The organism is Winogradskyella sp. (assembly GCF_025210595.1).
GTDB lineage: Bacteria > Bacteroidota > Bacteroidia > Flavobacteriales > Flavobacteriaceae > Winogradskyella.
Map to the genome: position 1 here is coordinate 1 of NZ_JAOARH010000155.1, position 26,835 is coordinate 26,835.

At 31.6% G+C, this 26,835-nt stretch carries 27 protein-coding genes; 3 read left to right on the forward strand and 24 right to left on the reverse strand.

Annotated features, from left to right (window positions below; all coding sequences use genetic code 11):
- Nucleotides 1-273, forward strand: a 273-nt coding sequence (locus N4A42_RS14345; protein ID WP_294075444.1) for a PepSY-associated TM helix domain-containing protein, incomplete at its 5' end; no start/stop codon positions are given.
- A gap of 65 nt (nucleotides 274-338) precedes the next feature.
- On the opposite strand, the gene N4A42_RS14350 is transcribed toward N4A42_RS14345, so the two are convergent.
- The 20 genes from N4A42_RS14350 to N4A42_RS14445 all read right to left on the reverse strand — a co-directional run bounded on the left by N4A42_RS14350 (nucleotide 339) and on the right by N4A42_RS14445 (nucleotide 20,894).
- The gene (locus tag N4A42_RS14350) at nucleotides 339-1,340 is read right to left on the reverse strand and encodes a metal-dependent hydrolase (protein ID WP_294075446.1); all 1,002 of its coding nucleotides are present in this window, start codon (nucleotides 1,338-1,340) and stop codon (nucleotides 339-341) included.
- A gap of 227 nt (nucleotides 1,341-1,567) precedes the next feature.
- The gene (locus N4A42_RS14355; protein ID WP_294075448.1) at nucleotides 1,568-1,927 is read right to left on the reverse strand and encodes a hypothetical protein; all 360 of its coding nucleotides are present in this window, start codon (nucleotides 1,925-1,927) and stop codon (nucleotides 1,568-1,570) included.
- Nucleotide 1,928: 1 nt separating this feature from the next.
- Nucleotides 1,929-2,336, reverse strand: coding sequence for a hypothetical protein (locus N4A42_RS14360; RefSeq protein ID WP_294075449.1), 408 nt, complete (start codon nucleotides 2,334-2,336; stop codon nucleotides 1,929-1,931).
- 276 nt (nucleotides 2,337-2,612) lie between these two features.
- Nucleotides 2,613-3,602 carry a hypothetical protein gene (locus N4A42_RS14365; protein ID WP_294075451.1) on the reverse strand — a complete coding sequence of 330 codons (990 nt, stop codon included), beginning with the start codon at nucleotides 3,600-3,602 and terminating at the stop codon, nucleotides 2,613-2,615.
- Between the two features lie 106 nt (nucleotides 3,603-3,708).
- Nucleotides 3,709-4,086: a co-chaperone YbbN gene (locus N4A42_RS14370; protein WP_294075454.1), complete on the reverse strand. Its 378-nt coding sequence runs from the start codon at nucleotides 4,084-4,086 to the stop codon at nucleotides 3,709-3,711.
- Nucleotides 4,087-4,235: 149 nt separating this feature from the next.
- Nucleotides 4,236-4,811, reverse strand: coding sequence for a helix-turn-helix domain-containing protein (locus tag N4A42_RS14375; protein WP_294075456.1), 576 nt, complete (start codon nucleotides 4,809-4,811; stop codon nucleotides 4,236-4,238).
- A complete protein-coding gene (locus N4A42_RS14380) occupies nucleotides 4,804-5,292 on the reverse strand; it encodes a hypothetical protein (protein ID WP_294075458.1) in 489 nt (162 codons plus the stop codon). The genes N4A42_RS14375 and N4A42_RS14380 overlap by 8 nt, the downstream gene beginning before the upstream one ends.
- A 221-nt stretch (nucleotides 5,293-5,513) precedes the next feature.
- Entirely contained in the window at nucleotides 5,514-6,287 is a 774-nt protein-coding gene (locus N4A42_RS14385) for a nuclear transport factor 2 family protein (RefSeq protein ID WP_294075460.1), read from the reverse strand.
- Between the two features lie 205 nt (nucleotides 6,288-6,492).
- A complete protein-coding gene (locus N4A42_RS14390; protein ID WP_294075461.1) occupies nucleotides 6,493-7,371 on the reverse strand; it encodes an AraC family transcriptional regulator in 879 nt (292 codons plus the stop codon).
- Nucleotides 7,372-7,387: 16 nt separating this feature from the next.
- Nucleotides 7,388-8,605, reverse strand: a complete 1,218-nt coding sequence (locus N4A42_RS14395) for a hypothetical protein (RefSeq protein ID WP_294075462.1) — start codon at nucleotides 8,603-8,605, stop codon at nucleotides 7,388-7,390.
- Nucleotides 8,606-8,716: 111 nt separating this feature from the next.
- Complete coding sequence (locus N4A42_RS14400) at nucleotides 8,717-9,484, reverse strand: MBL fold metallo-hydrolase (RefSeq protein WP_294075464.1); 768 nt, start codon at nucleotides 9,482-9,484, stop codon at nucleotides 8,717-8,719.
- A 59-nt stretch (nucleotides 9,485-9,543) separates the two neighbouring features.
- Nucleotides 9,544-10,122 (reverse strand): Crp/Fnr family transcriptional regulator, encoded by a 579-nt coding sequence (locus N4A42_RS14405; protein WP_294075465.1) that lies wholly within the window; start codon nucleotides 10,120-10,122, stop codon nucleotides 9,544-9,546.
- A 167-nt stretch (nucleotides 10,123-10,289) separates the two neighbouring features.
- On the reverse strand, nucleotides 10,290-11,402 hold the full coding sequence (locus N4A42_RS14410; RefSeq protein ID WP_294075467.1) for an AraC family transcriptional regulator: 1,113 nt from the start codon (nucleotides 11,400-11,402) through the stop codon (nucleotides 10,290-10,292).
- Nucleotides 11,403-11,499: 97 nt separating this feature from the next.
- Nucleotides 11,500-11,934, reverse strand: a complete 435-nt coding sequence (locus tag N4A42_RS14415) for a hypothetical protein (protein WP_294075469.1) — start codon at nucleotides 11,932-11,934, stop codon at nucleotides 11,500-11,502.
- Between the two features lie 14 nt (nucleotides 11,935-11,948).
- Nucleotides 11,949-12,194 (reverse strand): hypothetical protein, encoded by a 246-nt coding sequence (locus N4A42_RS14420; protein ID WP_294075471.1) that lies wholly within the window; start codon nucleotides 12,192-12,194, stop codon nucleotides 11,949-11,951.
- A gap of 104 nt (nucleotides 12,195-12,298) precedes the next feature.
- Entirely contained in the window at nucleotides 12,299-15,391 is a 3,093-nt protein-coding gene (locus tag N4A42_RS14425; protein ID WP_294075472.1) for an efflux RND transporter permease subunit, read from the reverse strand.
- Nucleotides 15,392-15,407: 16 nt separating this feature from the next.
- The gene (locus tag N4A42_RS14430; protein ID WP_294075473.1) at nucleotides 15,408-16,418 is read right to left on the reverse strand and encodes an efflux RND transporter periplasmic adaptor subunit; all 1,011 of its coding nucleotides are present in this window, start codon (nucleotides 16,416-16,418) and stop codon (nucleotides 15,408-15,410) included.
- 10 nt (nucleotides 16,419-16,428) lie between these two features.
- A complete protein-coding gene (locus tag N4A42_RS14435) occupies nucleotides 16,429-17,739 on the reverse strand; it encodes a TolC family protein (RefSeq protein WP_294075475.1) in 1,311 nt (436 codons plus the stop codon).
- 318 nt (nucleotides 17,740-18,057) lie between these two features.
- Entirely contained in the window at nucleotides 18,058-19,308 is a 1,251-nt protein-coding gene (locus N4A42_RS14440; RefSeq protein ID WP_294075476.1) for an NADPH cytochrome P450 oxidoreductase family protein, read from the reverse strand.
- 32 nt (nucleotides 19,309-19,340) lie between these two features.
- Complete coding sequence (locus N4A42_RS14445) at nucleotides 19,341-20,894, reverse strand: DEAD/DEAH box helicase family protein (protein WP_294075477.1); 1,554 nt, start codon at nucleotides 20,892-20,894, stop codon at nucleotides 19,341-19,343.
- 123 nt (nucleotides 20,895-21,017) lie between these two features.
- Between N4A42_RS14445 and N4A42_RS14450 the strand changes: the two genes are divergently transcribed.
- Together N4A42_RS14450 and N4A42_RS14455 are read left to right on the forward strand one after the other, a co-directional pair.
- Nucleotides 21,018-21,938 carry a M23 family metallopeptidase gene (locus tag N4A42_RS14450; RefSeq protein WP_294075479.1) on the forward strand — a complete coding sequence of 307 codons (921 nt, stop codon included), beginning with the start codon at nucleotides 21,018-21,020 and terminating at the stop codon, nucleotides 21,936-21,938.
- 61 nt (nucleotides 21,939-21,999) lie between these two features.
- Nucleotides 22,000-24,264 carry a type IA DNA topoisomerase gene (locus N4A42_RS14455; RefSeq protein ID WP_294075481.1) on the forward strand — a complete coding sequence of 755 codons (2,265 nt, stop codon included), beginning with the start codon at nucleotides 22,000-22,002 and terminating at the stop codon, nucleotides 24,262-24,264.
- On the opposite strand, the gene N4A42_RS14460 is transcribed toward N4A42_RS14455, so the two are convergent.
- From N4A42_RS14460 to N4A42_RS14475, 4 genes are all read right to left on the reverse strand, one after another.
- Nucleotides 24,265-24,999, reverse strand: coding sequence for a hypothetical protein (locus N4A42_RS14460; RefSeq protein ID WP_294075482.1), 735 nt, complete (start codon nucleotides 24,997-24,999; stop codon nucleotides 24,265-24,267).
- Nucleotides 25,000-25,204: 205 nt separating this feature from the next.
- Nucleotides 25,205-25,669 (reverse strand): GyrI-like domain-containing protein, encoded by a 465-nt coding sequence (locus N4A42_RS14465; protein ID WP_294075483.1) that lies wholly within the window; start codon nucleotides 25,667-25,669, stop codon nucleotides 25,205-25,207.
- Nucleotides 25,670-25,690: 21 nt separating this feature from the next.
- Complete coding sequence (locus N4A42_RS14470) at nucleotides 25,691-26,146, reverse strand: cold-shock protein (protein ID WP_294075485.1); 456 nt, start codon at nucleotides 26,144-26,146, stop codon at nucleotides 25,691-25,693.
- 174 nt (nucleotides 26,147-26,320) lie between these two features.
- Complete coding sequence (locus tag N4A42_RS14475; protein WP_294075487.1) at nucleotides 26,321-26,776, reverse strand: DUF4251 domain-containing protein; 456 nt, start codon at nucleotides 26,774-26,776, stop codon at nucleotides 26,321-26,323.
- Between the last annotated feature and the right edge of the window lie 59 nt (nucleotides 26,777-26,835).

The window sequence follows — 26,835 nt, forward strand, 5'->3', positions numbered from 1 at the left end:
AAAGATGCTTATGCATTTGTGAACTTAAAAACAGGAGAAGGAGAAATTGAATATGTAAAAACGATTCCTGTACTTGGTCAAATGACTATTCTTCATAAGACAACTAATGTTTGGTGGATATGGTTTTCAGATATTTTTGGTGTTGCGATGCTTACCATTGCCATTACAGGAATGTTTATCTCTAAGGGGAAAAATAGTTTTAAAAAACGAGGTTGGTGGTTAGCTTCATTAGGACTTATTTTTCCTTTTATCTTTCTATTTATCATTAAGTAAAACAAGCATGGTAAAATATGATTGTTTGATAATTAGATAGGTGTATCCTCTAGTGCCTAAAGAGTTTAATTTCCTTTTATACGTTTCCAAAGACTTTGCATTAAAAACTGAGCATCACGCTTTGTCTTTGGTGTTTCTGTAGCTACTATAGTTTCGTTTTGTAACTCTAAGATGTATGAGAATGAGAAAAATGAAGAACCATCTTTTCTGTGAATGAGTCCAAATCTTAAATCGTTAAAAATCCATTGATTGTCTTTCTCTTCAATGATATACCAACCTTCGCTAATATCAATTAAACGCTGAACGTTTGGATATTTCATTAAATCTTTGGCTAAATGACGCTGTTTTGGATAAGTTTTAAATTGTATGGGCTGACTATCAAAAAAGGAATAGTCACCAATTAAATAAGCATCTTCGGTTTCAACATTAGCATTCCATAAGATTGTATTTAATGGTGATGGTCGTGTACTTAATTGTACATAGTTGACTCTTTGATTGTCTAAAGCATTTTTGAATTGCTGAGTGGCTAAGGTTTTAATTCCTAGAGTCGCTAATAAGTAACTTGTAGAAATCAGTAATCCAACAGTATTCCAACGTTTACGTTTTTTAGATTCTCGTTTGTAAAAAAAGACAGCAATGGTGCATACTAAAAATGGTATGGTATATAAAGGATCGATCACAAAAATAGAACTCCATGCAAAGCGTGTATGTATTGGCCATAACATCTGAGTTCCCCAAGATGTAAAGGCATCTAATATTGCATGTGTAAACATTCCTAAAAAGAAAAGCATTGCCCAAGGTTTCCATCCCAAATTAGCTTTTTGCTCTATGCGATTAACCAGCCAACCCAAAATAAAGGCAAACAGAATGCTAAACACTAAGGAATGACTCAGTCCACGATGCCATTCAATCGCAGTAATGGTATCTGTTAATTTACCAAAAAGCACATCTAAATCTGGAATAGTGCCCGCAATAGCTCCATAAAGTAAAGCCTTATTCCCTACTCTTTTTCCTAAAGTAGCTTCTCCTACTGCTGCTCCTAGTACTATTTGTGTTAGTGAATCCAATTGTGATAAATGAATTGCAAAAATAGATAATATAATAGATTAGGATTTTGAAACGTATAATATCATTTGGTTATACCAATGATTGTTGTAATTATTTAATTGGTTATGTTTTTTATGTTTCGTGATTTTTGAATTCTAAAATTAAAGCGCAATTAAACTAAAAATAAAGTGTCTAATTGCGCTTACTACCAATCAAATTAACCAATTAAAATGATGCTTTATTGCTTTTATTTTATTCTCTTCCAGATGTCTTTTATGTAGAAGAGAATCCATTTGTATTGAAACTCTAAAGTGTTTTTGTCTTTTTGAATTATTCTTCCTTTGGTAGTTTTATTTTTCTTGAGTTTAAATGTTCCTATATACGTATTGCTTGAAGTTTTTTTAAAATCTGTCATAAAGATTTTATTTAAAGCAAGCGTGTCTCCTTCATGTTTTAGCCTTATTAGATTTCCGAAATAGTGATTGTTTTTTTCTTCTATCTTAAGGTTATACTCTATTCCTTTTTCTTTGTATGTCCAAGTACCTGTTATTTGAGAGAAACTAGAGTTAAAAGCTACTAATGTTATTATGAGGAAGAATTTTTTCATTTTATGATTTAATGCGTTTCCAGGTTTCAGTATCAGAAAATCCGTAATATGAATAGCTTAAAACCAAAGTGTTATTATCTTTTAGGTTTAGTTTAGATTTTATCTCGTACAATTCACCTTCGTATTCCAAAGAATATATACAGGTGCCTTTTTTGTTTTTAAATTCAATTTTTGATAGAACTAAAGAATTATCTTCTAATTGTTCGCCTTTTTCATCTTTAATTAAAACAGTGTAAGCTTTTACTGTTTTATCTTCTTTTTTAAACTCATAAACAACAATGTAATTTTTGCCTTTGTCATTATAAGATGTTTCCCATTTTCCAATTAAATCATTTGTGTTTTGAGCAGTTATTTTTGTTAATGTAGCTGTGGTTAAAATGGTAGCAATAATTAAACTTTTTAATTTCATTTTTTGATTGTTTTACGATTATAGTGCAAATGTATAGCCGAAGCATGAGTTATGTGTTTTTCCCTATAAAACTATACAGAAAATAGTGTCTTGATTTGTAGGGAAATCATAACTATTGAAGTATATTGTTGAAAAACAAGCGTGTAAGAGCTGTAGGTTTAAGCTGTGTAATTTGGTTATAATACCAGTGAAGTCAATAGAAAAAGACAGTTAAGAATTGAATACTAATTCTCAACTGTCTTTTTTACTCGCTCAATTTTGTGTGACATATTTTTCTTAATTAATAAGCTTATTAAAAAAATCTTCGGTTTTATATCTGGTAAGCTCTTTGTGAAGTATATTCAGATCTTCTATTTCATCAATATACTCTTTGATTTCTTTTGAATTATTATTATAAAATTTAGCATAATTCAAGGTTCGTCCTTTTGAATATAAAACCTGACTTATCATAGTAGTTGACCTTTGAAATATAGTATCAAGAAATTCTTTTGACACATCTAAATTTTTTAAAATATTACCCAATATTTGCTCATTACACTTGATAATTCTAATGAATGGATGTGGATGACTATTATGCTGATAATATATTTCATCAAACAAATCTCTCGAATATTCAATAATAATATTTGATAACGCAAATATTAATGCAGTTAAGGAATTGAATAAAACAACTGATTTAAATTGATAATTCTCATTCATTATATTTTTCATTAATTCAACCACACTTAGCATTGCACCAAATAGATCAGCATCAAATTCATAAACATGCTGCTTTACATCAAACAGTTTCACTTCAGTATATTTCTCTTGAAAATCATAAGAATTGTTTTCCTTTGTTCCAGATATCTGGATTATGTGAGCTAGTTCATGATAAAACAAATATGAAATACAACATTCACAACAGATTTGTTTTAGTTCTTCTTTTTGGATTTTATTTGTAGTAGCATTTGCTATGTCTTCACTCATAAATAAGTTAACGGAATCAGATATAATTATATCTAGCTTATCAATTAATCCAAGGTTAAATGTAATTATAGCTTGATTACCTTTTATCCTTGCAGATGCATTATAGGTATGATTATATATAACTCCAAAATTTAAGTTTATATTTAAATTTTCAGAAGATTTACTACACAAACTTACACAGGTTTCTATGAGTGATACTGCAAAAATCTCGTTTCTAAAAAGATTAAACTCAGTTTCTTTCAAAAGATCTAATCCAGGGAAATGAGATTTAATATTATTAAAATGTGAATTGTATTTCAAAAAGAATTGTTTTATAAATACATTTTACAAACTATTGATTGAATTTAATCTGTAAAAGTAAGAAAATTAACACATAACTACATACTAATAAAACTTAAAAAAACCACTAATGACTCGTATGCTTATTAATCAATTCTATGAGGACGTCTTTCTCTTTAAAACCCATGGTTTGGTCTACCTTTTTGCCATTTTGCATGAATAGCAACGTTGGATACGCTCTAACTCTATGCTTGCGAGGTGCTTTGGGATTGTTTTGTGAATTAATACGATAGAAATGCACATAAGGAAAACGTTCCATCAGTTCTTTAATGATTTTTGCTTGTCGTTTGCATGGTCCACTCCAATCTGTATAAAAATGTATAATACTCAATTTACCATCATTGGCTTCAAGTTTGCTTTCTATAGTTTCATCTGTTAATTCGGTTTGAGAAAATCCAAAACTACTCAGACCTAGACCTAACACTAATAGGATTATATACTTCATAGCAACTTATTTTAAATGTGGTTGATGTCACTAAGTTAAGAAATACATTTTTAGATAAAAAAAAGATTGCTTCATACCTCTCAATGACGACAACTCGAATAAAAAATTTTTAGAAATTTAAGTCTTTTACTAAAAATACATCGTTCTATCTATCTTAAAAATTGGATTTGCGGCATATACACCTCAGATTGCTCATTGCTTATTCTGATGGTATTAAATAGTATTAACACTGTATTCATGAGATACAATAGTCCAACAAGCGTAAAAAATAAACTTAAGCTTAAGTCGCCTATTATACTAAGCTTTGAAAGTACAAATAGTAACATTGGTACAACACATAAAATGAGCGTCCATGTGATTTGAAAATTAATAAGACGTTTACCTAATAAATTTATGTCTTTAATCTTGTCCTTTTTAGAGCTCCATAAAATAAAGGGCACTAAAATACCCAACAAAGGAAAAAAGAGAAACGTTAATGCTGAAAGATTAAGAAATATTAAATACTTCTTATCCTCTTTAACTGCCCAATCCATTAATTCATCTGCTGTGATGTCTAAAGCATTAGCTAAGCGTTTAAGTGAATCACCTGTTGGATTAGATTCTCCTTTTTCTATACGTTGAATCGTTCTTAAGCTCAATCCAGATTCTTCGGCAAGAAATTCTTGAGACATGCCTCTTTTATGTCGTAGTGCTTTAACACGTATTGCTAATTGACTCTTATCCATTGTAACTTTGTTGTTTTAGGTTTTTCGTCTTTTTTACACTTTGCATAATAGCATAAGTGATGGCGCCAATAATAAACCCTGGAATAATTTGAACCAAAGCACCATAAAACACATGGTTTAATAACACTTGTCCAAAAGTATTAAAATACAATCCATAATGTGTGCCTAATTGCCAATTAACATCTATCCACCATGCTATGGCTACAGGTATTCTTGATATTGGAGAATATATGCATAAACTTAATAAAAGTATAACTAAAAATTTAGGCTTTTGATACCATTTTATGCTCCAATACACTGAAAAACCCAAAGTAAGCCATAGTAAACCTATCATAAAAATTGCTTCTTCTGGTAATCCTAGGTATTCTAAAATAAATCGAATTGGTGTGACAAAACAAGCTATTATAATAGGTGTTTTTGACAATTGTAATGCTTGCTGAAATATATTTTTTTGGTGCTTAGACCTAACTTGTGTTTTCATTATTCTTAACTGTTTAATTTCTTAAACAAATGTAATTAGACAAGCTAGTCATTGAGAGCGTCACAACTACGACATCTTTACGACATCCTTGTGAATTGCTTAATTTATAAGGGAAAATCTATTTAAAGTAGAGCCTTAAATTATTAAAAGAGACTATAAGTAAAAAAGCCATTTCACTCTAAAAAAATGAAATGGCTTAAAAATATATCTCCTATTAATCTCTAAAACTTTCCGTTGTTATGTGCCATCTCTGATGGAATTTCTTCAATGACATCCCAATGCTCAACGATCTCATCATTTTCTAGTCTAAACAAATCATAAAATGCATGTGGCTTTCCATGCCATTCACCTTCACTCATCGCCAATACAAAGTTGCCTTCTCCTAAAACTTTATGCGTTTTTTTATAAATAAACATATCATTTTGTGAGGTCAAATATGCGATAGCTTCTGTAAGTCCAGCTAAACCATCTTTAACCATTGGATTGTGTTGATCATATTGTTCTGTACTTATATAATCTGTGATTTTTTCTGGTGCTTTTCCAAATAATACATCATTTACAAAGTTGCTAACAATAGTTTTATTAGACGCTGTCTTATCTAAGTCTGTAATTTGTGCAGGTCCATCCACTTGCGTTCTACCACTTGCCGTTTGTTCAGCTTTTGGCATAATGTTATCCCAATGTTCAGCAACTTGACCATCTTCCATTCGCCATACATCAAAAGTCACTACTTCTTTGGCTCCAAAAGCTTCTGCATTATCATACGAGTTATGGAATATGATAAAATCACCATCTTGCAATATACGATGCGTTGTATAAGTAGTTTGTGCTTTTTCTAAAACTGGTAAAAATCCTAACACAGGTTCAATTCCTGTTGGCACGTGTGGATTATGTTGAATATAATCGGTTTTGAAATAGGTTTTTACGCCTTCAGCGTCGTAATCACCAAAGAAAGCTTGTTGTGCTTTTTCTGCTGTAGTTTTTAAATTGTCCATGACTTTAGTTGTGTTTGATTTTTGTTCGGTTGTTTTATTTTGAGCTGTATTACAACTGGTTATTAATAAAACCGCGAACAAAATTGAGGTTATACGTTTCATCATTAAGTTTTTTATTCAATTTGATGATGCAAAATTATAACCAAGCACAAGTTTGCTAAAGGTTAATATGACGATAAAAATGGTGAAAATCGAACCAACACCACTATGAATACATTTTTTTAAACGCATTTGGGGTAAATCCTGTATGCTTTTTAAAATACTTCACGAAGTTAGTAGCTTCATTGAAGCCCAAGTCATAAGCAAGTTCTGTGCTCTTAATACTCGAATTAATCAGCTTTCGTTTGGCTTCCAAAATCACAAAAGCATCTATGTACTGTTTGGCTGTACTTTGAATGATAGCTTTACAAGTCACATTCAAATGTTTGTAAGTAATATGCAATTGCTGTGCATAATAATCGGCATTCTTATGGCTCTTGAATTGTGATTTGAGTAAGGTTTGAATATTGAGAAACAATTGCAATTTATCTGAGTCTTCTACAGCATGCGTTTGATGTTTTTTTAAAGCTTCAACTTTAGAAAATATAATATTGAACAAACTATCTATAATGTTCTTCTTATTGAAATATTCTGAAGGTTTATAAAACTCATGATATAAAAGCTCTATGTATTTTAATACTGCTGAATGTTGAGGCACTTGAATTTTGGGTTCAAACAAATGTGAGGTAAATAAGCGCACCACAGTATATTTTGGTATGGTATTAAGTTGCTTTTTGAAATAGTCCTCGGTAAATAGAATAACATAACCTTCAATCTCTGGATTGAATTTAAAGGCATTGACTTGCCCTTTGGATAAATACAAAACAGTATCTTCTTCAACATCATACCATTTGAAATCTACCAAATGTTGTGTTTTCCCTTTGGTATAATAGACTAGCTTATAAAATGCTATTTGATGTGGATGCTGTGGCGAATGGGTTAAGTCCTCTACACGATCTCGTATCTCTTCTAAACGAATGACTTCAATTCCTGAAACTTCAGGATAGCGCGTTTTGAATGCTATTTGTGGAAGGGTTTTGGACATAGCTCTAAGATATTATTTATCTTTCAGTTTGAATCACAATACCTCCAAAACGTGCCTCAGTTGCAATATATTTTTCACCATCTATAAAACATAACTTTTCTATCTGGCTCGTATCTTCTCTCAAAACAGCACCTTCTTTAGTTTTATAAATAATTTTTAAACCTCCAGAAAAACCAACATTTGTAAACTGCAACACATTGCCTTCTTCGTCCAATATTGGTTTTGAACAGCAATCTCTACAAAGCGACTTGGGATACCTTGGATTATATGATATTTTAGTTTTACAACTAGGACAGTACTGTTTAAACTCTGAAGATTTTATAGTATCGGACTCATAAAAGTAGTTTTCCCAACGTTGAATAGCATGATAACTTTCGAATGAAAAATCATGATTACGTCTTAAAGCATTGAAATAATAGATAGCGAATTTCTTAAATACATTATTCGTTCTATTCTCATCTCTTTGCATAGGTGAACTTGTAACGAACCAGTTTGAATCCTTAAAAAAGTCATCAACAAAATCTTCTATAGTTTTAAACTTTTCAATGATTTTCGTCTTGGTTTTTCTAAAAACAGAAATGAATCCTTTCGCTTCAATTATCTTTTTTAACACAAAACAATGTCCATCATAGCGTAATTCAAACACCTTTTGGTTTTTGATAAACTTCAAAACAAGATCTCTAGCTTTTAAGTTTCCAAGTTCTTTTTGATAGAACTCTTCTAATGTTAGCATCGCAGCCGTCTTTTCTTCTATTTCTTTTTCAAAATGTAAATTATCATAGTGCTTTTCTAATAGATTTGTATGCTTGTCATCTCTAAATGCAATGCTTTCTGAAGAAGCTATGGTCTTACCAGTAGATACCTCTTTTAAAACTTCACTAATTCCATCTGAATTTCTTTCCGCCTCATAAACACGTTGTGTTATTAACTTTAGTTTTTTATCAGCACTAAATACTTCCTTCGGTTCATAGGAATAATATTTTGACCACTCTTTATGATTTAAAATCTTTCCAGTTTCAGGATCTATTTTATGCTCATTATTAGGAATTATAATTGTGCCATAGTCCGTATGCTCCCAATGTTCTTTATTTTCATCGCTTTCGTCAACAATTATAATTTTAGAGTCATAATCTTCATACACCTCTGATATTTTCCATCCATCAGTTGCTATAAACCAAAAGCCATTTAATGTCCATTGCATATCTTTTGAAGCGTCCTCCTTTTGAACTTTCATACGATTACTTTTTAAATTTAAAATTTAACGCCATGAAAATCTTAATCTATGAATATGGCATTAGCAATAAGTTCTCGAAATTTAATTGTTTTTTCCTACAATCCAAATGTTTTAAAACGCTATACACTCACCATCCTCTGGAATAAAGACTTTATCTTGTAAATTCTCCTGAACTAAAGCTGTTCTTAATTGCTCTCGTGTAGTTGGGCAATGGTTAACCGCTTCCATATGATTTGCTAGTACTTTATGTGGTGCATCTTTTACAAATCTCAACACATCATCTAAAGTCATTAGCAAAGGCTGAAAAATATCCATTTGCGCAGAACCACTCGCTACTACTGCCAATTCGGGTTGATAGTTTTGTAAGACCTTTTGAACCTCTGGTGTATAAATCGTATCTGAACTTAGATAAATAGATTTTTCGTCTGGTAATTGTATATAAAAGCCCATCACATTTCCCATTGGTTTTGCTACAAACCCATAACCATGTCTAGCTGGAATACCTTCTATTTGGCCTCCTAAAAAAGAACTCGGTTCCCAATAGTTAATCGTTTGCTCTACATTCAAGCCTCTTTTCTTGAGTTTCTTTTCATCTTTAACACTACAGATTACAGGAATATTTTTCTGCTTTAGAAATTGCTCTGCAGCTTTATCTAAATGATCGGGATGCAAATGCGTAATCAAGCAATGTGTGGTTTTTTCAACAATAGACATCGCATGATCTGGTAAACCCACAATAGGATTGCGCTGAGCTTTAAATCTAAACAAGGTAAACGAAGGTGCTGATGTGCCTTTATCGCCTAACATAGGATCTACTAAAATCACTTTGTCTTTGGTTTCTATTACCAAAGTTGCATTTCTTAAATGATGTATGTTCATGAGTTACAATTTTAAAGTGCAAAGTTCTATGGTCCTCACATCATTTCCATTGATTCGAATCAAGAAATGCGTTTACGAATACGACTTAAGGTTTCTGGCGTGATATTTAAATAAGAGGCTATGTGATATTGCGGAATCAACTCTAACCATTCTGGTTTATAGATAAAGAGTTCTTGATACAGATCTTCTGATGTTTTGGTGATGCGATTAAATTCTAACAACTCTTTATGCTTCAACAATCTCTGAAATGACATCTCTATAAAAGATTGTCCACATTGGTACTTATTAAGAAGTTGTCTAAACGCTGTTTTTTGAACTACTAACAACTCCACCTTACTCAAACATTCTTGGTGCTTTTTGGTTTTGGAGTCATTATTAAAAGCGGTTAAATCTGTAATAAACTGTGGTTTCGTATAAAAATTAATATTAGTCTCTTTTGAAGCCGTCGCATAATATTCTCTGAGCATTCCTTTATTCAAAAAACGCAATTGGGTTTCCTCTGCACCAGATCTTAAAACGATATCGCCTTTGTTATAGTGTTTTAACTGAAATAAATGCAATAACTCCTGAAGCCCTTCTTTATTTAAAGGATATTCTGTTTCAAAAAACTTTGAGATCTCAACTAAATGTGCTTCCATACCCTACGAAGATACTACAAAAAACCATGCTTCACTTTAAGTAAAACTGAAGCAAGACATGGCTAAAAAATTCTAACTACTTAATGGTTACAACACAGTCATAACTTCTTCTTCCTCCAAACGCAATTTGGGTAAAAAAAGATAATTTTATGATGCCAGAGTTGCTTTTACGTTGGCTTATTCTGTTTTTTAAACTCGGTTGGTGTTTGGCTAGTAAATTTTTTAAAAGCCGTATAAAAAGCAGCTTTACTATTAAAGCCAACATCTAAAGAAATTGCAAAAATGGTATCTGGTTTGGGCTCTAATAATTTCTTCTTCGCTTCTTCTATTCTAAAGTTGTTAATAAAATCTGGGAAGCTCATATTTGCATTTTGATTGATTGCTTGAGAAATATGATGTACCGATTTATCTAGCTTTTCGGCAAGTACATTTAATTTTAAATCATATTCTAAATACAAAGCTTCAGTTTCTACAATAGTTTGAATTTTATTAAACAAATCTGATGAATCTTTTAATGACGACTTCACATACTTTTGTTTAGTTTCTTCTGGTAAATCTTCAAAGTTTCCGGTAAACGCAAATACAGGAAAGTGCATTACCGAAAAGGCAAAAATGAAATAGAAAACCGCAATTAATAGTGTATCTAGTTTTAGATAGAAATCTAAATTGGTAAAATCATTGGTATTCATTACTGCATTAATAAAACTCCCAATTTGCAGTAAAACCGATAAAATGATGACTATTTTAATCCACTTATAATGGTTCTTTTGATTGACATCCAGCGATAATAATAACGGCTTCTTATTTAAACGGTAAAATGCATAAACCGTTAAACCAACATTAATTAAGCTAGAAATAAGATATTCCAGTCCAAAAAGCTCCAATAAATCATCGGCTTCATCAGAATTAATCAATTCTGTAATATTATCAAACTCTAATAGAGGTAAAAACAAGGACCATCTTAACAACGAGTGAATGATCAACAGTATAATCCATTTTTTTAAGTTGATTTCATATTTAGCAAAAAGCGAAATAAAATAAAAAAACAAATAGCCTGTAATATGATAAAACAAGTATGAAAACCCTTGAACATCAAAGGCTAGATCATTTATATCTAAATAATTATCTAGAGAATTTAAAGCATAAACCAATACTAATACGCAAAGTACTAATCTTATTTTCTTATTCTGGCCAAGTCCTGCTCTTCTAAAAAGAATAAACAACGTAAGAGAAAAGCCTAAAATTGTACTTAATAGTGGTGTTAAATTTAATAAACTCATGAAGCAAAAGTAATATTTTAAAAAAAAGCAGAGACCTAAATCTCTGCTTTTCATCAATCAAAAACTACCAAATTAAAACATACCAAAACGTATGTCATTAGGATGCTACAATTTTTTTGTGATCTACTAAGTGATACTTAGCATTCTCATCAATGTGATGACATAATAAACTTTTTAATGAAGCTAGACTTTTTGTGCTGCCTATGAGTATATATTCTTCCTCTGAAGTATAGTTTTTATAATTTTTCACACATTCACTAAGTTGCTGATCAAACGTATTAAATGCATTAAAAAAAGGTAAAAAATAATATTTCGCGTCATTTGTTATAGTCTTACATATCAACCGATTAAAATAAATAGATCTTAATTGCTTTACAGCAGTATTATTAATCTCTTCATTTTTTGAATTCCTAAGTAAAAATGCATGAACATAAGTATCATTAGAGTTATACAGCAAAGTATCTATGTGCTCTGTAAAAAGATCATAACTGTCCTCTGATGCCAATAAAAAATAGGTTTTAGAAGCTTTCATAAGTCTATAGTATTTTAATTTATATATGAAATAATTACAAAGTCTATTAAAAATATTCCACCGATGATGAGCATCCAAGCCCACCATTTTAAATGAAAGTTTTTTGCTATTTTCATTTCTGCCCAAGTCCAAATGGTAACATAAATAATCCATAAAATTGGATTGTGTATTTTATAAATCATCATTGCAATGGCTCCCGCTAAAAAAACGATCATAACCACTATGAATTTTATGATTTCTGTTTGCGATGCTTTTTTCATATCCTTTCTATTTTAAATCTTCAGCAAAAGTACCCTGAGACTATGCTATTATTGAATTGCCCTATAATTCTAGACTTCATTTTATACTAGAAAAGTGTCTTGATTTATCGGCTCATCTTTTTTCTACTTCTAATCACATAAAATAAGGACGGAATTAAATACAAAGTCAAAACAGTTGAAGTTAGCATACCTCCAATAGTTACAATTGCCATTGGCATTCTAAATTCTGCACCTGCATCACCCAATCCTATAGCATTTGGAAGCATTCCAAAGATAATGGCAACTGTAGTCATAATCACTGCTTTCATTTTTGTTTTCCCAGATAGAACGGTAGCGTCAAAAATGTTCATCTTTCGCTTATGCATGAGCTGTTCGGTATAATCATGAATTAGAATATCATCATTTACCACTAAACCTAATAAAGTAATAATTGCCATTAAGGACATGATGTTCATAGTTGTTCCGAACAAAAACATAATAACAAACACACCTATCATTGCCATCGGAACCGTTGTAAATATGATTAATGGCTGCCATAAACTTTCCATCAAAGACGCCAATAACATATACATTAATACTAAGGCAAGCGAAAACGTTAATAACATATCTGTCATGGTATCATCGAGTTCTTCTACATTACCTGTCCATTTAAAATCTACAGATGGTGGTAATTGAATGGCTTTTAACTTTTCGTCAATTATTGCTCTAACATCACCCATAATAGCGCCTGGTGCTAAGGTTGCACTAAATTCAGCAATTTTGGTTTTTTCTTTATGCAAAATCTGAGCTGGTGCTTTCTCAAAAGCTACTTCTGCCAATTGCCCAATAGTAAACATTCCTTCTCTAGTATGAATTGGTAATTGCTTAATATGTTCTACTGTATTTACTTGTGTTTTTGGCACTTTGATGTTAATCTTATACTCTACATCATTATCGCTTAACACTGTTGCCTTTACTCCCGTAATAGCACTCCTAATCACTAATGCCAATTCATTTACAGAAATCCCTAATTCTGCCAACAACTGCTTATTGGGCTGAAATTGAATTAATGGTGGACCATCTCGTAAGCTGGACTCAAATGAAATTACACCATCCACTTGTTTCATTAATGCTCTTAATTGTTCGTTAGCTTGCATGAGATGTAGATTATTATTGGATTTGATCATAAAACCTAAATCACCACTACCTTCATCAGAACTTGTCGTTGCTACAACTGGCTTTATTTCTGGAATTTGCTTCAATTCATTTAAAAGGGCTTCACCAATTTCTGCATTTGATTGTTCACGTGCTACACTTTTATTTAATTTCACAGATATGTTGGTATAATTGGCACCTTTAGTAAAACTATTTTTGCTTCCTAAAACACTTAAAACAGCGTTGACTTCAGGATAAGCTGCAATTTTTGCTTCTACCAATTTTGTGAGTTCTCGGTTTTTCTCAAGCGAAGTTCCTGGTTGCATTTCTAACTCTACATACAAATCGCCATTATCTGAATCGGGTTCAAACTCAAACCCTATATAACTCATTAAACCCATACTTAAAATGAAAAGCGTAAACATCACTGCAAATAACTTAATAGGCTTTTTTCGGTTAGAAATTAATTGACGTAATGATGCCTCATATACACGCTCTAATTTTTCAAATTGTACCATAATCCAATTTGAAAACCTCGATGGTTTTGGATCACTCTTTAATAATAACGAGGCTAGCATTGGTGTTAAGGTTACTGAAACCAATAAAGAGAAAATAGTAGCAAAAGAAATAGCTAAAGCATATTCTTTAAAAAACGCACCAACAATAGAGTTCATGGTTGCTATTGGAAGAAATACTACGAGATTGGTTCCTGTAGATGCTAAAACCGCTGAAAACACTTCTTGTGTACCAGTAACACAAGCCTCTTTAATAGAGTTTCCTTCTTTCTTGAGTCTCAATATATTTTCTAAAACCACGATCGAATTAGATACCAAAGCACCAATGGCTACAGAAAAACTCATTAAAGACATCATGTTTAACGATCCATCAAAAAAGCGCATTGCTATAAAATTGATGATTAATGATACCGGAATAGATATACTAACAATTATTGTGGCTTTAATATTATTCACAAACAAAAAGAGAATCAATCCTGTAATAAGAATTCCTAAAATCACATTCATCAAAGCATCATTTACAGAGCTTTCAATATATTCTGAAGAATCAAATGGCAAACTAATAGTAACGCCTTCTGGTAAGCTTTTTTGAATTTCTGGAATTAGTTTTTTAACCTCCTTTGCAATGGCAACAGCATTGGCTGTACTACTCTTTTGAACACCAATACTTATAATGTTATTCATTTCTTTCTTCTGAATCCCATCATAGAAAAAAGCATCCGACTTAAAAGTAGCGAAAGTATCTTTGACTCTCGCAAAATCAGTCAAGCGTTTTTCGCCATAAGGTGTTGCTATAAAGGTCTTTTTGACATCTTGTATTGAATGGTATTTTTTTCCTGTTTTAATAATAGATTCTGTATCTCCACTTTCTATAAATCCGCCAGACATGTCTACATTATTATCCTTTAATTGCATGGACACATCTGTAACATTCATTCCTAGATCATAGAGTGCTTTCTTATCTATTTCCACCTGAATTTCTCTTAGCTTTCCTCCACCAAATTCAATTTTTGTTACACCATCTATTCGAGAAATTTTGTCTTTGATCTCTTTACGGCTTAATTGATAGAGTTCATTAGCATCAATATTTCCTGTCACAATAAGATCCACAACAGATCCACTATTCATACTAAAAGGTGCTAATAGAGGTTTGGATCGTTTTCTCACAAATGGCAATTTTGCTTCTTTTGGAAGATAAGAGACAACCAGATCTATTTTATTCCGCAATTCGGCCATAGCCTTGTCTTGATTTTTATCGAGTTCAAACTGTGTAATAATCATAGACATATTCGGCATAGAATACGATTGCATTATTTTTAAACCATTAATGGTAGCAACTTCTTTTTCCAACAAGTTGGTTATTTCAGATTCAACCTCACCAGGTGTTGCACCAGGATAATCGGTTATAATAACCATTGCTGGTAAATTAACTTCAGGCATTAAATTAACTGGTAATTTTAGATATGCCATAAAACCAAACAGCAGCATTGCTAAAAACACCATAGCTGTGGTTACAGGTCTGTCAACTGCAAATTTTGTGATCTTCATCGTAATACGTTCTAAATTATTTTACAATTGAAATTGGACTATTATCATCTAGTTTATCTGAGCCTTCTACGATAAGTATATCTTCAGCTTTTAAACCTTTTAGAATTTGGATAAACTTTTCAGTTTGCTTTCCAATACGTACCTTCTTTAGTTTTGCAGTATCCTTTTCTACCACATAAACATAATGCTGCTTACCTAAAGATTTAACAGCTTTAGACGGAACATTTATAACAGATTGATTGGACTTAGTTTCAACAATCAATTCAACAGTATTTCCTGTAAATGTGATCTTCTTACCTTCAAAAGTTGCTGTGACTAAAAATGCTTTTCTTTTCTCGTCAAATTGCATTGCTTTTTTAGAAATACGACCGCTAACTTTTTTATCATGAATCAACGCTGTAACCTTTGCGCCAACTTCAAAAGATTGAATATCTTGAGAAGTCACATAAAAATCTACTTTAACCCTATTGGTTTCTGATAAACTAAATAGCGTTTTACCCAATTCAACTTCGTCACCAAGATTTACATTAGTTTGAGTAATTACACCATTAAATGGTGCAACAATAGTATTAACGCGCTGCAATTGTTGAATTCTATTATTGGATAAGTCCAATTGTGCTTTCTGATTTTGAACGGACACCTTTGATACAGCTCCAACTTTAAAAAGTTCATTTTGACGCTGATAATCTTCTACTAATTTCTCCTGTTCTATTTTTACCTCGTTAATACGTAATTGATGATTAATTGGTGGATATACAACAAGTACATCACCTTTATTTACAAACTGCCCAGGATTGACATTAAGCTGTGTTATAATTCCTGATTGCTGCGCTTTAAATGAGGTGCTTTTTGAAAATGACAACATCCCAAAAAAGGTTTTCTCTTCTTTTATTTGTTCTTGTTCTAGCACTAAGGTTTTAACATTGATAGCAGATTTAGCAGGAATAGCTTCCTTTTCTACTTCATAATCACAAGCTGTAAATAGTATCAATGTGCATAGCGCAATTATGTTAATTATATGTTTCATCGTTTATATTTTATTGGTTTGCTGTTGTTATACGTTGTATTTGAATTTTAGCTATATGTAAGTCTAAATAGCTATTAAGTTCATCTAGTTTAGCTTGCTTAAGTCGTACTCTACTCTCTTTAAGATCTGTTGATGTGATAACTCCTAATTGTAGCTGCTTTTCAAGAATATTTAATTCTTTTAATGCCAAAACAACGGTCTCGCGATAAAGCTGAATATTATCAACAGCAGTATTATAATTGTGAATGGCGTTTTCTAAATTTTTATGAAGTACACTCTTGGTTTGAAGATAATTTTGTTCGGCGATATCTTTTTTTATTCTCGCCTTATTTATCTCTGCTTTATGTTTTCCTCCTGAAAATATTGGAATATTAATTCCAATTTGTGCAAAAAACAATTTGTTCTTGTTCTTATTAAACCTAAAATTATTATCCTGAGAATTGAAATCATATGCGGCTGCCAAATCTAGCTTTGGGAACCAAAATTTTCGCTTAGCATAGATTTCTTTTTCACTAATCTCAACTTCCTTTTCTAAAATCTTAAGTTGTGTTTGATTATCAATCTCAACTTTTAATTGGCTAAAATTTAAAGCTTCATGAAGTGTTTTTAAATCATCCCTTAATTGAAGATCACTAGACAAATCAATATTGGCAATAAGTTTTAATTCATTTAAAATAGCTGCATATTTATTTTTGGTTCGATGTAGCTCTGGAATCGTTTTTTTATAAAGAATTTCGAATTTTTGTAATTCTAATTGACTTGCAACACCTTTATCAAATAACTTTTGAAGTTGCTCATATTGGGATTTTGCTAATAGAGAATTTTCATTTAAAACATTTACACTTTCTTTAAGCAAAACAGCTTGCCAATACATCGTAGAAGCATTGGCTTCAACATCTTTCACCTGATTTAAATGATTGAGAACAGTTAACTCTTCAGATAGTTTCACCAACTTGAGTGCATCAAAAATTTTAGCATTAAAAAGCGTTTGATTTAATACAGCACTTGCATTAATACTATTATTGAAATTAGTTCTAAGCCTTACCAAGCCTCCCGAAGGATCATTTATAAATAGGTAGTTTTTATTTAAATCTCTTCTAAAATTACCACTGATTTCAACATTTGGCAACACAGTAGATCTCGCTATTTTGGAATCTTCCTTCGCTAAATCAATAGCAGTACTACTTATTTTTAAAGCAACATTTTCAGCTTTTACACGTGTTACAAACTCCTGCAAGCTTAAACTTTGAGCATGAACTCCACTAGTTAAGAGAAAAAAGCTAATACATAAAAGCTTACATACTTCTGAAATATATTTCATTTGCTTCGAATTTTTGGTTACGTTTTGTATTTCGAAGCAAAACTATATCGATCAGTCTCTAATTATGATTTGCCCTATAATTGCAGACAAAATTTAGACAACATAAAGTGTCTTGTTTTATAGGGAATAGTTGATTTTAATGGTAGTAATGCGCATTGCTTGTTTTTGTACTAATACCTTTATTGAGTTTTAATGGAATAAAAAAACACCCAAACAAATGGTTCGTTAAAACTAAATGATTGGGTGATACTTTAAAATAAGTAATTCTAAAATAGAGTTTAATGTTTAAATAAAAACATTAAGTTCTTATATTAACTATTAATAACAATCCGTAAGTAATTGTCCGCTATGCTGAAAAGCACTTAGAGGCTTATCTAATTCTGATAATGTAATGTCATCCAAAACCTTAAGAACTGCATGTTGCATAGCCATAGACCCACAAATCATAAAGACACAACCTTCTTCAAATAAGTCAGCTATTTTTTCTTTTTGTTGCGATAGTACATCTTGAACATATTGTTTGTTCTCAGTACGAGAAAGTGCTAGCTCGTAAGATTCAATTCTATCTTCATTATAGGCATCTTCGATATAGTTTTTATAAGTATCGAATGATGCTTCGGTTCGACCTCCCCAAGTTAAATGCGTAGTAGTAGAAACACTTTCTGTAATCATACCTAAATAAGGTGCAATACCTGTACCATTAGAAATTAACCATGCCGAAGGTGCCTCAGTAGGAAAATGAAATTTTGCATTTTTTTCAATTGCAGCAGTAATAATATCACCTACTTTTGAGTTGCATAAATACGATGAACAAAGACCTTGCTCGTGCTTTTTAACACTTAACACAACATCATCATCTATACGAGCAATGGAATACCATCTTGGTTTTTCAGAATCATTAGGAATAATATTGAATAAATCTCCAGATTGAAACTTTACATTTTTTTTAGGTCTTAAACGAATTACTGCTGTGTCATCTACATTAAGATCTGTGCACTCAACAACCTCAAATTCTTGTCGTTTTAATGCTTTCTTTTCGTGTGGTAATTTAGCTCTAATGTTTAAATTCATAGTACGATTCCAAAGCGACAACCAACTTCTAAATTCTGCATTAGATTGTTCGTTTATTCTTACTAAAGGAGTAAGTTGCTTAAAGCTAGGGTGTTCATTTAACCAAGTGTTAACATCTACACCAAACTGACAAAAGTTAGGGAATACAGTAGAACCAAAACCAACTACTGAATATTCCATTGGGTTTATAGGCTTAACTTCTTTAAGCAGGTCTGAGAAATTAACTGCATTACCTGGTGCGTCACCATCACCAAAAGTAGCCGTAAATACTAAAAAGTACTTTGCCTTTTTATAAGTAGTGTAATTGTCTAGATCATCCATAAAAACGGTTTTTCCAGCTTTTACTAAACCATATAAAAACGCTTTGGCAAAGGCATTTGTTTTTCCAGATTCAGATCCTACTAAAAGGATATACTCAGCTTCATCCTTTGTCCACTTCCCTATCTCAGCATCTATGTTTTTTCCTCCTTTAAGCTTATTTAATAAATTTGAAAGCATATATTTAATGTTTTACGTTGTAGATTTTGGGATTAATCCTCTGGTGGATAGCCATGAATTTCTTCGAACTTCTCATCAAAATTAGTTCTTAAATATGTGTTGAGCTTCTTTTTATAATCGTCTTTTAGCCACTTTAAGAAGTTATGCGTGCTCTTACTAATACATTTTGCATAGATCTCAATACGCTGGTTAATATCGTCTTTAAGTAATTTAGCTAAACCTAAAGCGTCATAGACATCTTCACTATTCTCTATACAAATTTTAGCATGATGTTCTATAGAACGCTCTAGCACTACTTTAGAGGATTCACCTTTGGCAACAGCATCTTTATATGTTTGTCTTATATCAAAATAGGTCTCTTCTGACTTAGCGAATTCATCTTTAATTTCATCTGGCAATTCGTGTTTAAAATTAGCTTCAATAGCTTCATCACTCTTAATACGATCTGCAAACCAATTAGGTGATTTAAAAATTACTTGCCAATCTAAGTCTGCTCCCCAAGGTCCAAATCTGTATAAATTGTTTCCTAAGTCTATCACTGTAAACTTAGATTTATTATTTAGAATACGAGATCCACGACCAATCATTTGGTAATACAAGGTTAAGGATTTTGTAGCTCTATTGAGTATAATAGTATCTATTGTAGGTTCATCAAAACCTGTAGTTAAAATACTTACTGATGTTAAAATAGCATTTGGTGTCTCATGAAACCAATCTAGTATTTGCTTACGCTGCTTTTTAGTTGCCGTATTATCTAAATGCATTATTGGCAAACCAGCTTCTCTAAAGGCGTAGTAAACACTTATTGAAGTATTGATACCGTTATTGAATATTAAGGCCTTCTTACCCATGGAATGCTTTTTATAAGCATCTACTGTTTTTTGAAGCATTGCAGGACTTGTATATAAATCTTCAGAAGATTTCACAGTATAATCACCATTAGAACCAACTTCTAACGAAGTTAATCCCATATCATAAGCATAGGTCTCACAACGTGCTAAAAATTCATTTAAAATAAGATTCTCAATCGTTTCACCAGTAATAAGTTCATCGTAATTCTTTTTCATTGGTAAGTCCTTATTAGAACTTAATGGTGTAGCTGTAACACCAAGAATAAACGATTTATCAAAAAACTTAAAGAGTTTTGTGAAGGAATTATAATGTGCCTCATCAATAATAACCAAACCAACATCAGAAATATCAAGTTTGTTATCATTTAAACGATTGTTTAGCGTTTCAACCATTGCTACAAAACAAGAATACTCTGCTTGATCGTCTAGATTTGCCTTGCTGTCTACCACCTTATTAGTTACACCAAAGTTGGTAAGCATATCAGATGTTTGTCTGCAAAGCTCTACACGATGCGTCATTACTAAAACTTTTTTATTATGATTCTTTAGATATTGACGTACCATTTCAGAAAAAATAACCGTTTTACCACCACCTGTTGGTAATTGATATAACAGATGATAATCTTCTGGTGCAGTATCAAATTTTTCGAAAATTTGACTAATAGCACCTTGTTGATATTGGTATAATTCTTTATCTGTTTTCTTTTCCTGAACAGCTTGATTTGTTTGAGACATGTATATCGTATAAAAAATGAAGCTGCAAAATTAAGCTATTTTAGCTGATGTAAAAGCAATTTGTGGATAACAATATTTGTATTAATTTAGCGTTCTTTTTTGACGCTTTATTTTTTTGCATTAATGAAAACCCTCTCATTCGCTTTTATATTTTTTTTAGGATTAACCTTTGCCTTTTCACAAAACGATAGTCTTTCAGAAACCTTAAAAATTACAGTTCCAACAACTTTTAAAAAAGCTGTTTTTGTTGAGAAAATTGAAATTCCTGTTCAATCAAAAACAGATAGTATCGTAGATATTAAAGCCGAGTATTGGGACACAACGGTTTATAATCCGTATAAAAATTTTGCACCAGAATATCCATTAAATATTCAATTTACGGATAGTACGTATGCTTCTCCCATTCCTCGAAAAAAAGTTATTACATCGCGTTTTGGTTGGCGAAAAGGACGACCACACAATGGTATAGATATCGATTTAATTACTGGTGATTCTGTAAAATCCGTACTCGATGGTGTTGTTCGTTTTGCGCGCTATAGTAGTGGGCACGGAAAAACTGTAGTTGTGCGTCATTACAATGGTTTAGAAACTACCTATGCTCATTTATCTCGCATTGGTGTAAAAGCTAATGACACTATTGCTAAGGGACAGTTTTTAGGTAAAGGAGGTAATACAGGTCGCTCAACAGGAAGTCATCTTCATCTTAGTGTAAGCTATAAAGGTGAATTTATTCATCCTGAATATCTTTTTAATTTTGATGAAACTAACACTATACGTTCTCAAGATTTATGGATAACTCACAAATGGACCAGAGCCATGTATCATAGCTCTAGAGGTTTGGCTAAGCTGACACTTTTTGAATCTAAAAAAGAGGCTTTAGCCAGTTTAGTAAAGCAACGCAAGGTGTATGTGGTACGCAAAGGAGATACTTTATCTAGAATCTCTAGACGTAATAGTACAAGTGTTGCTGCCATCTGTAGAACCAATAAAATAAAAAGGAATGCTACTCTTAAAATTGGTCAGAAACTAATCTTAGAGATTTAATAGCTTCATTTTAAACCTTTATTATTTTCTTTATTTTGCAACACTTAAATTGCATTAAAGTTTGAAAGTCTGTATAGCCGAAAAGCCAAGTGTTGCCAGAGAAATAGCAAGTGTATTAGGTGCTACAACAAAGCGCGATGGCTATTTTGAAGGCAATGGGTATGCCGTTACTTATACTTTTGGACACCTTTGCTCACTTTATGAACCTAGTGATTACAAACCTTATTGGAAAAGTTGGGATTTAAATAACTTGCCTATGTTACCTGAAAAATTTCAGGTAAAAGTTTCAAACAATGAGGGCATAAAAAAACAATTCAAAATTGTAAAAAGTCTTTTTGATAAAGCAGATGTTGTTATTAATTGTGGTGATGCTGGTCAAGAAGGTGAGCTAATTCAACGATGGGTTATTACAGAAGCAAAATACAAAGGTGAAGTTAAACGTCTATGGATATCATCGTTAACCACAGAAGCCATTAAGGAAGGTTTTAAGAATTTAAAGCCGTCAACAGACTATGACAATCTCTATTATGCAGGATTTTCGCGTTCTATTGGTGATTGGCTTTTAGGGATTAATGCTACCAGACTGTATACTGTAAAACATGGTGGCTACAAACAAGTATTGTCTGTAGGTCGTGTGCAAACACCAACGCTTGCTATGTTGGTGAGTCGTTTTAAAACAATAGAAAACTTTAAACCACAACCTTATTGGGAGTTACAAACCTTATATAGAGATATTTTATTTAGTTATGAAGAAGGTCGTTTTCTAAAAATGGAAGATGGCGAAAAACTAGCAAATAAAGTCAAAGCACATGAATTTGAAATTGTATCTGTCACCAAAAAAAAGGGTACTGAATATGCGCCTAAATTATTTGATTTAACAGGCTTACAGGTTTATTGCAATACCAAGTTTGGTTTATCTGCTGATGACACCTTAAAAATAGCTCAAAAACTGTATGAAAAGAAAGTCGTTACCTATCCAAGAGTAGATACTACTTTTTTACCAAATGATGTTTATCCAAAAGTAAAAGGAATACTGTCTAAACTTACTGATTATTCAAGTTTTACACAATCATTGTTAAACAATAAAATTAAGAAGTCTTCTAAGGTTTTTAACGATAAAAAAGTAACCGATCATCATGCTATAATTCCCACAGGAATGCAAACCCATTTGCAATATAATGAACAACGTGTTTACGATATTATCGTAAGACGATTCATAGCTGTTTTTTATGAGGATTGTAAAGTTTCTAATACTACTGTTATCGGAAAAGCAGATGATGTAAATTTTAAAACCACAGGAAAAGAAATTTTATCAAAAGGTTGGCGTGTGCTTTTTGAAAAACAAGATGCTACAGCAAACCCTGTCTTAAATAAAGATGAAAAGATAAGCAGCCCAAAAGACAAAACCCTTCCTACTTTTACTAAAGGCGAAAAAGGACCGCACGAACCCTCTTTTTTGGAAAAGCAGACCAAACCACCAAAACAATATACAGAAGCTTCTCTTTTGCGTGCAATGGAAACTGCAGGCAAACAAGTAGATGATGATGAATTGCGCGATTTAATGAAAGAAAATGGTATTGGTCGTCCGTCTACACGTGCTAATATTATAGAAACGCTTTTTAAGCGCAAGTATATAAAGCGAAACAAAAAGCAAATACTGCCTACGATTACTGGCATTCAGTTAATTGACACCATACAAAATGAATTACTTAAATCTGCAGAATTAACCGGAAACTGGGAAAAGCAGCTAAAAGACATTGAAAAAGGTAAAATCAGTGCTAATGTATTTATAAAAGGCATGAAACGTATGGTAGATGCTTTGGTATATGAAGTAAGAAGTGAAAAAGTACAAACCCTTATATCTTCTGTAAATAACAATCCTGTTGGTAAGTCGAGATTAAAAAGAAAGACGAAAACAAAAAAAGAAGCTTTGGCAGGAAGTTCGTGTCCTAAATGTCAACAAGGACAACTTTTAAAAGGCAAAACGGCTTATGGTTGTAATCTTTATGGTAAAAGCTGTGATTTTACTTTACCTTTTAGTTTTGCTGGTAAAAAAGTATCTGAAAATCAGTTTTTACGCTTATTAGATAAGGGTTCAACTGTGAATCTAAAAGGTTTTAAAATCAATACGCAAAGTGTTGAAGGTTTATTACGTTTTGATGACGATTATAAATTAAAACTAGAACCAAAACAAACCAAAAAACCAAATATTAAAGTTGGTGATGCTTGTCCGAAATGCAAAACTGGCAAAATCCTAAAAGGAAAAACCGCTTTTGGTTGCAGTAATTATAAAACGGGTTGTGATTATCGAATGCTTTTTAAATAGTTATTTATATTCAAATGTCATTTTGCAAGAATTACCTGCAAACTCATGTTCAATACTAGACAAGAAACCATTATCATTATATAGGTATATATCTACAAAACTATTGTCTTCTGGGCATTCATCGAATGAGCCAGATCCAGAAATAGATTGAAATTTAATCAACCTTCCTTCACTATCATATTCATAATAATATTGAAAAGCATCACTTTTTAAGTTTTCATTATATAATTTACTTGAAACTTCTTTCCAATTATTATTATATTTCTTTTCACCTGAAGCACTAAGTGTTCCATCTCTTATAGTTTGAAATGTTGAGCTTAATGAATCATTAGAATACTTATATTCTGTTATAGAAATTGATGATTCATCATTATAGTTTCTATGGTTCACAACTTTGACGATTCTATCTTTAGAGTCATATCTTAATTGAGTATACTTTGCTTTTTCATCAGGTATAATATTTCCTTTATAGTCTCTTTCTTTTATTTTAATTAACTTCCTTCTTGTATCGTATGTATAATCAATTATTTCTGAACTAAAAAAACTAGCTTTTTGTTCTAAACTATCTATATAGTTGAAAATTTGTTGAGATACTTTTCCATATCTATTTCTTTTAAGCTCATATGTCGAATGTGGTTTACCCATCCTATTATAATGAGTTTTTAAAACAACGAGTCCATCATCATTAAATTTAAAATTTATCTCACGATATTTATTTGATGAGATAGAATCCATGGCACTTTTTGATTCAGTGTACACCTTGACCTCTTTAAATCTAAAAGATTTTATCAATGAAGGACTAAATATTTCATCATAATCTTGTTGGTACTGCAATGAAGCGTACGAGCAACAATCGCAAATATTATCCTCTTGACTAGATATATTAATTGGGATAATAATTAACAGAAGAGCTATAAAGATTTTTTTAACTCCACACATTCTACACTTTCTTTACAGGTACATAAAAATCCTCTTCAGAATCTGGGCTTCCGTTTTTATAGTTTTCTCCCATAATTTGAAAATGAGGTCTATCATCGATTGCATAACCAGAAGCTGGTAACCACTCAGACATAATGCGTTGGTATGTCGCACCTGCATTCATCCCTTTATGAAGAAATACAGCATATAAGCCTTCTGGAACAATAAAAGATAGCATTTGTTCTGGTAACGCTTCTAAGTTTGATACTTCTACGCAAGCCCAAATATCAAAAGGAATTTTAAAATTACCATAGTCTGAGTAAACTTGTAGTGCAATTAACTCATTATTGATGGTATTCTTAATGAGATGCTTTTTTGGCATAAACTGTTTCCAGAGTGCTACAATATTTTCAAATTGATGTTGCAGCATCTGGCTTTTTATACCAATAAGTTTTCTCTCTTCAATATTTATGATTGTTGGGTTCATAGAATACAATGAAAAAAGTTATCATGCCTTTTTAACTTTAACAGCATTCATACCACGCTGCCCTTTTTCTAGTTCAAAAGTTACTTTATCATTTTCGGCAATCTCATCTATAATACCACTTATATGTGTGAAATACTTTTCGTTAGTAGCAGTATCTAAAATAAAGCCATAACCCTTTGAGCTATTAAAAAAAGAAACTTTACCGTTTCTAATAGGATCTAATTCTTCTTCAATATTTTCTTTCTTAGGAATTCCTAATTCAATGTTTTTAGCTTTTACCTTGACTTTCATTGAAGGATCTGGTGGTGTATCTGTAAGATTACCATTGTGATCTACATAAGCTAAAGGAATACCAGCCGATCCGTTTTCTTCTTTGGCTAGTTTGCGCGCTTCCATTTTTTTGCGCTTTTCCTCACGTTTTTTTAAACGCTTTTTTTCTTTTTCACTTTTACTAAATGTCTGCTGAGATCGACCCATTTAATGTGTTTTGTTATAATTAATAATATACATGCTTGCCTATGAAAATATATAATGCAAACAAGTTAATTAACTTAACAATGAATCGTATTAAACCAGAAAAGATAACGTAGAAATAATGTTACTAGTGTGATGGTATCTTCAATAAACTAAAACAAATATATAACTTATTAATTACTTCACAAAGCCTCTGTAGTGTACAATTTTCTTACCATTAGAATTTAGTGTTAGAAATGCATTTCCATTAGGTTTTACTTCAATAACAGCATTATAAACACCTATTGTAAAAGTAACTGTAATGTAGTGCTTAGCATCATCAAATTCGGCATTATAATTTTGCATATTACCTTTTAACTCAATAGAAGATTTGTTGGTTTCTAATTGAGAAAGAACACCTTCGATATTTGAATCGGAAATCTGTATTGTTTTCTCATTTTGAGAAACTTCAGCTCTTTTGTCATCACTAAACATCCAACTAGCAATAAAACTATAATCTTGTGTTTTAATGTTTTTTTTATTCAATTCATACATCGCTTTCACTTTCTCCTCTTTAGTCAGTGGTGTTTGCGAAAAACTAAGTGTTGGTAATGCTAAACAAAAAAATACGGTTAGTGAGAGTAGTTTTTTCATGAGTAAAATTTATTTTGGGTCTAAGATAGTGTTAATTCTTTCAATACAATCGTTGTAGT

Excerpts from the sequence above, each read along its gene's own strand:
- N4A42_RS14355 (WP_294075448.1), bottom strand. The coding sequence starts at position 1,927 with ATGAAAAAATTCTTCCTCATAATAACATTAGTAGCTTTTAACTCTAGT.
- N4A42_RS14360 (WP_294075449.1), bottom strand. The coding sequence starts at position 2,336 with ATGAAATTAAAAAGTTTAATTATTGCTACCATTTTAACCACAGCTACA.
- N4A42_RS14370 (WP_294075454.1), bottom strand. The coding sequence starts at position 4,086 with ATGAAGTATATAATCCTATTAGTGTTAGGTCTAGGTCTGAGTAGTTTT.
- N4A42_RS14375 (WP_294075456.1), bottom strand. The coding sequence starts at position 4,811 with ATGGATAAGAGTCAATTAGCAATACGTGTTAAAGCACTACGACATAAA.
- N4A42_RS14380 (WP_294075458.1), bottom strand. The coding sequence starts at position 5,292 with ATGAAAACACAAGTTAGGTCTAAGCACCAAAAAAATATATTTCAGCAA.
- N4A42_RS14385 (WP_294075460.1), bottom strand. The coding sequence starts at position 6,287 with ATGGACAATTTAAAAACTACAGCAGAAAAAGCACAACAAGCTTTCTTT.
- N4A42_RS14390 (WP_294075461.1), bottom strand. The coding sequence starts at position 7,371 with ATGTCCAAAACCCTTCCACAAATAGCATTCAAAACGCGCTATCCTGAA.
- N4A42_RS14395 (WP_294075462.1), bottom strand. The coding sequence starts at position 8,605 with ATGAAAGTTCAAAAGGAGGACGCTTCAAAAGATATGCAATGGACATTA.
- N4A42_RS14400 (WP_294075464.1), bottom strand. The coding sequence starts at position 9,484 with ATGAACATACATCATTTAAGAAATGCAACTTTGGTAATAGAAACCAAA.
- N4A42_RS14405 (WP_294075465.1), bottom strand. The coding sequence starts at position 10,122 with ATGGAAGCACATTTAGTTGAGATCTCAAAGTTTTTTGAAACAGAATAT.
- N4A42_RS14410 (WP_294075467.1), bottom strand. The coding sequence starts at position 11,402 with ATGAGTTTATTAAATTTAACACCACTATTAAGTACAATTTTAGGCTTT.
- N4A42_RS14415 (WP_294075469.1), bottom strand. The coding sequence starts at position 11,934 with ATGAAAGCTTCTAAAACCTATTTTTTATTGGCATCAGAGGACAGTTAT.
- N4A42_RS14420 (WP_294075471.1), bottom strand. The coding sequence starts at position 12,194 with ATGAAAAAAGCATCGCAAACAGAAATCATAAAATTCATAGTGGTTATG.
- N4A42_RS14425 (WP_294075472.1), bottom strand. The coding sequence starts at position 15,391 with ATGAAGATCACAAAATTTGCAGTTGACAGACCTGTAACCACAGCTATG.
- N4A42_RS14430 (WP_294075473.1), bottom strand. The coding sequence starts at position 16,418 with ATGAAACATATAATTAACATAATTGCGCTATGCACATTGATACTATTT.
- N4A42_RS14435 (WP_294075475.1), bottom strand. The coding sequence starts at position 17,739 with ATGAAATATATTTCAGAAGTATGTAAGCTTTTATGTATTAGCTTTTTT.
- N4A42_RS14440 (WP_294075476.1), bottom strand. The coding sequence starts at position 19,308 with ATGCTTTCAAATTTATTAAATAAGCTTAAAGGAGGAAAAAACATAGAT.
- N4A42_RS14445 (WP_294075477.1), bottom strand. The coding sequence starts at position 20,894 with ATGTCTCAAACAAATCAAGCTGTTCAGGAAAAGAAAACAGATAAAGAA.
- N4A42_RS14450 (WP_294075479.1), top strand. The coding sequence starts at position 21,018 with ATGAAAACCCTCTCATTCGCTTTTATATTTTTTTTAGGATTAACCTTT.
- N4A42_RS14460 (WP_294075482.1), bottom strand. The coding sequence starts at position 24,999 with ATGGATTCTATCTCATCAAATAAATATCGTGAGATAAATTTTAAATTT.
- N4A42_RS14465 (WP_294075483.1), bottom strand. The coding sequence starts at position 25,669 with ATGAACCCAACAATCATAAATATTGAAGAGAGAAAACTTATTGGTATA.
- N4A42_RS14470 (WP_294075485.1), bottom strand. The coding sequence starts at position 26,146 with ATGGGTCGATCTCAGCAGACATTTAGTAAAAGTGAAAAAGAAAAAAAG.
- N4A42_RS14475 (WP_294075487.1), bottom strand. The coding sequence starts at position 26,776 with ATGAAAAAACTACTCTCACTAACCGTATTTTTTTGTTTAGCATTACCA.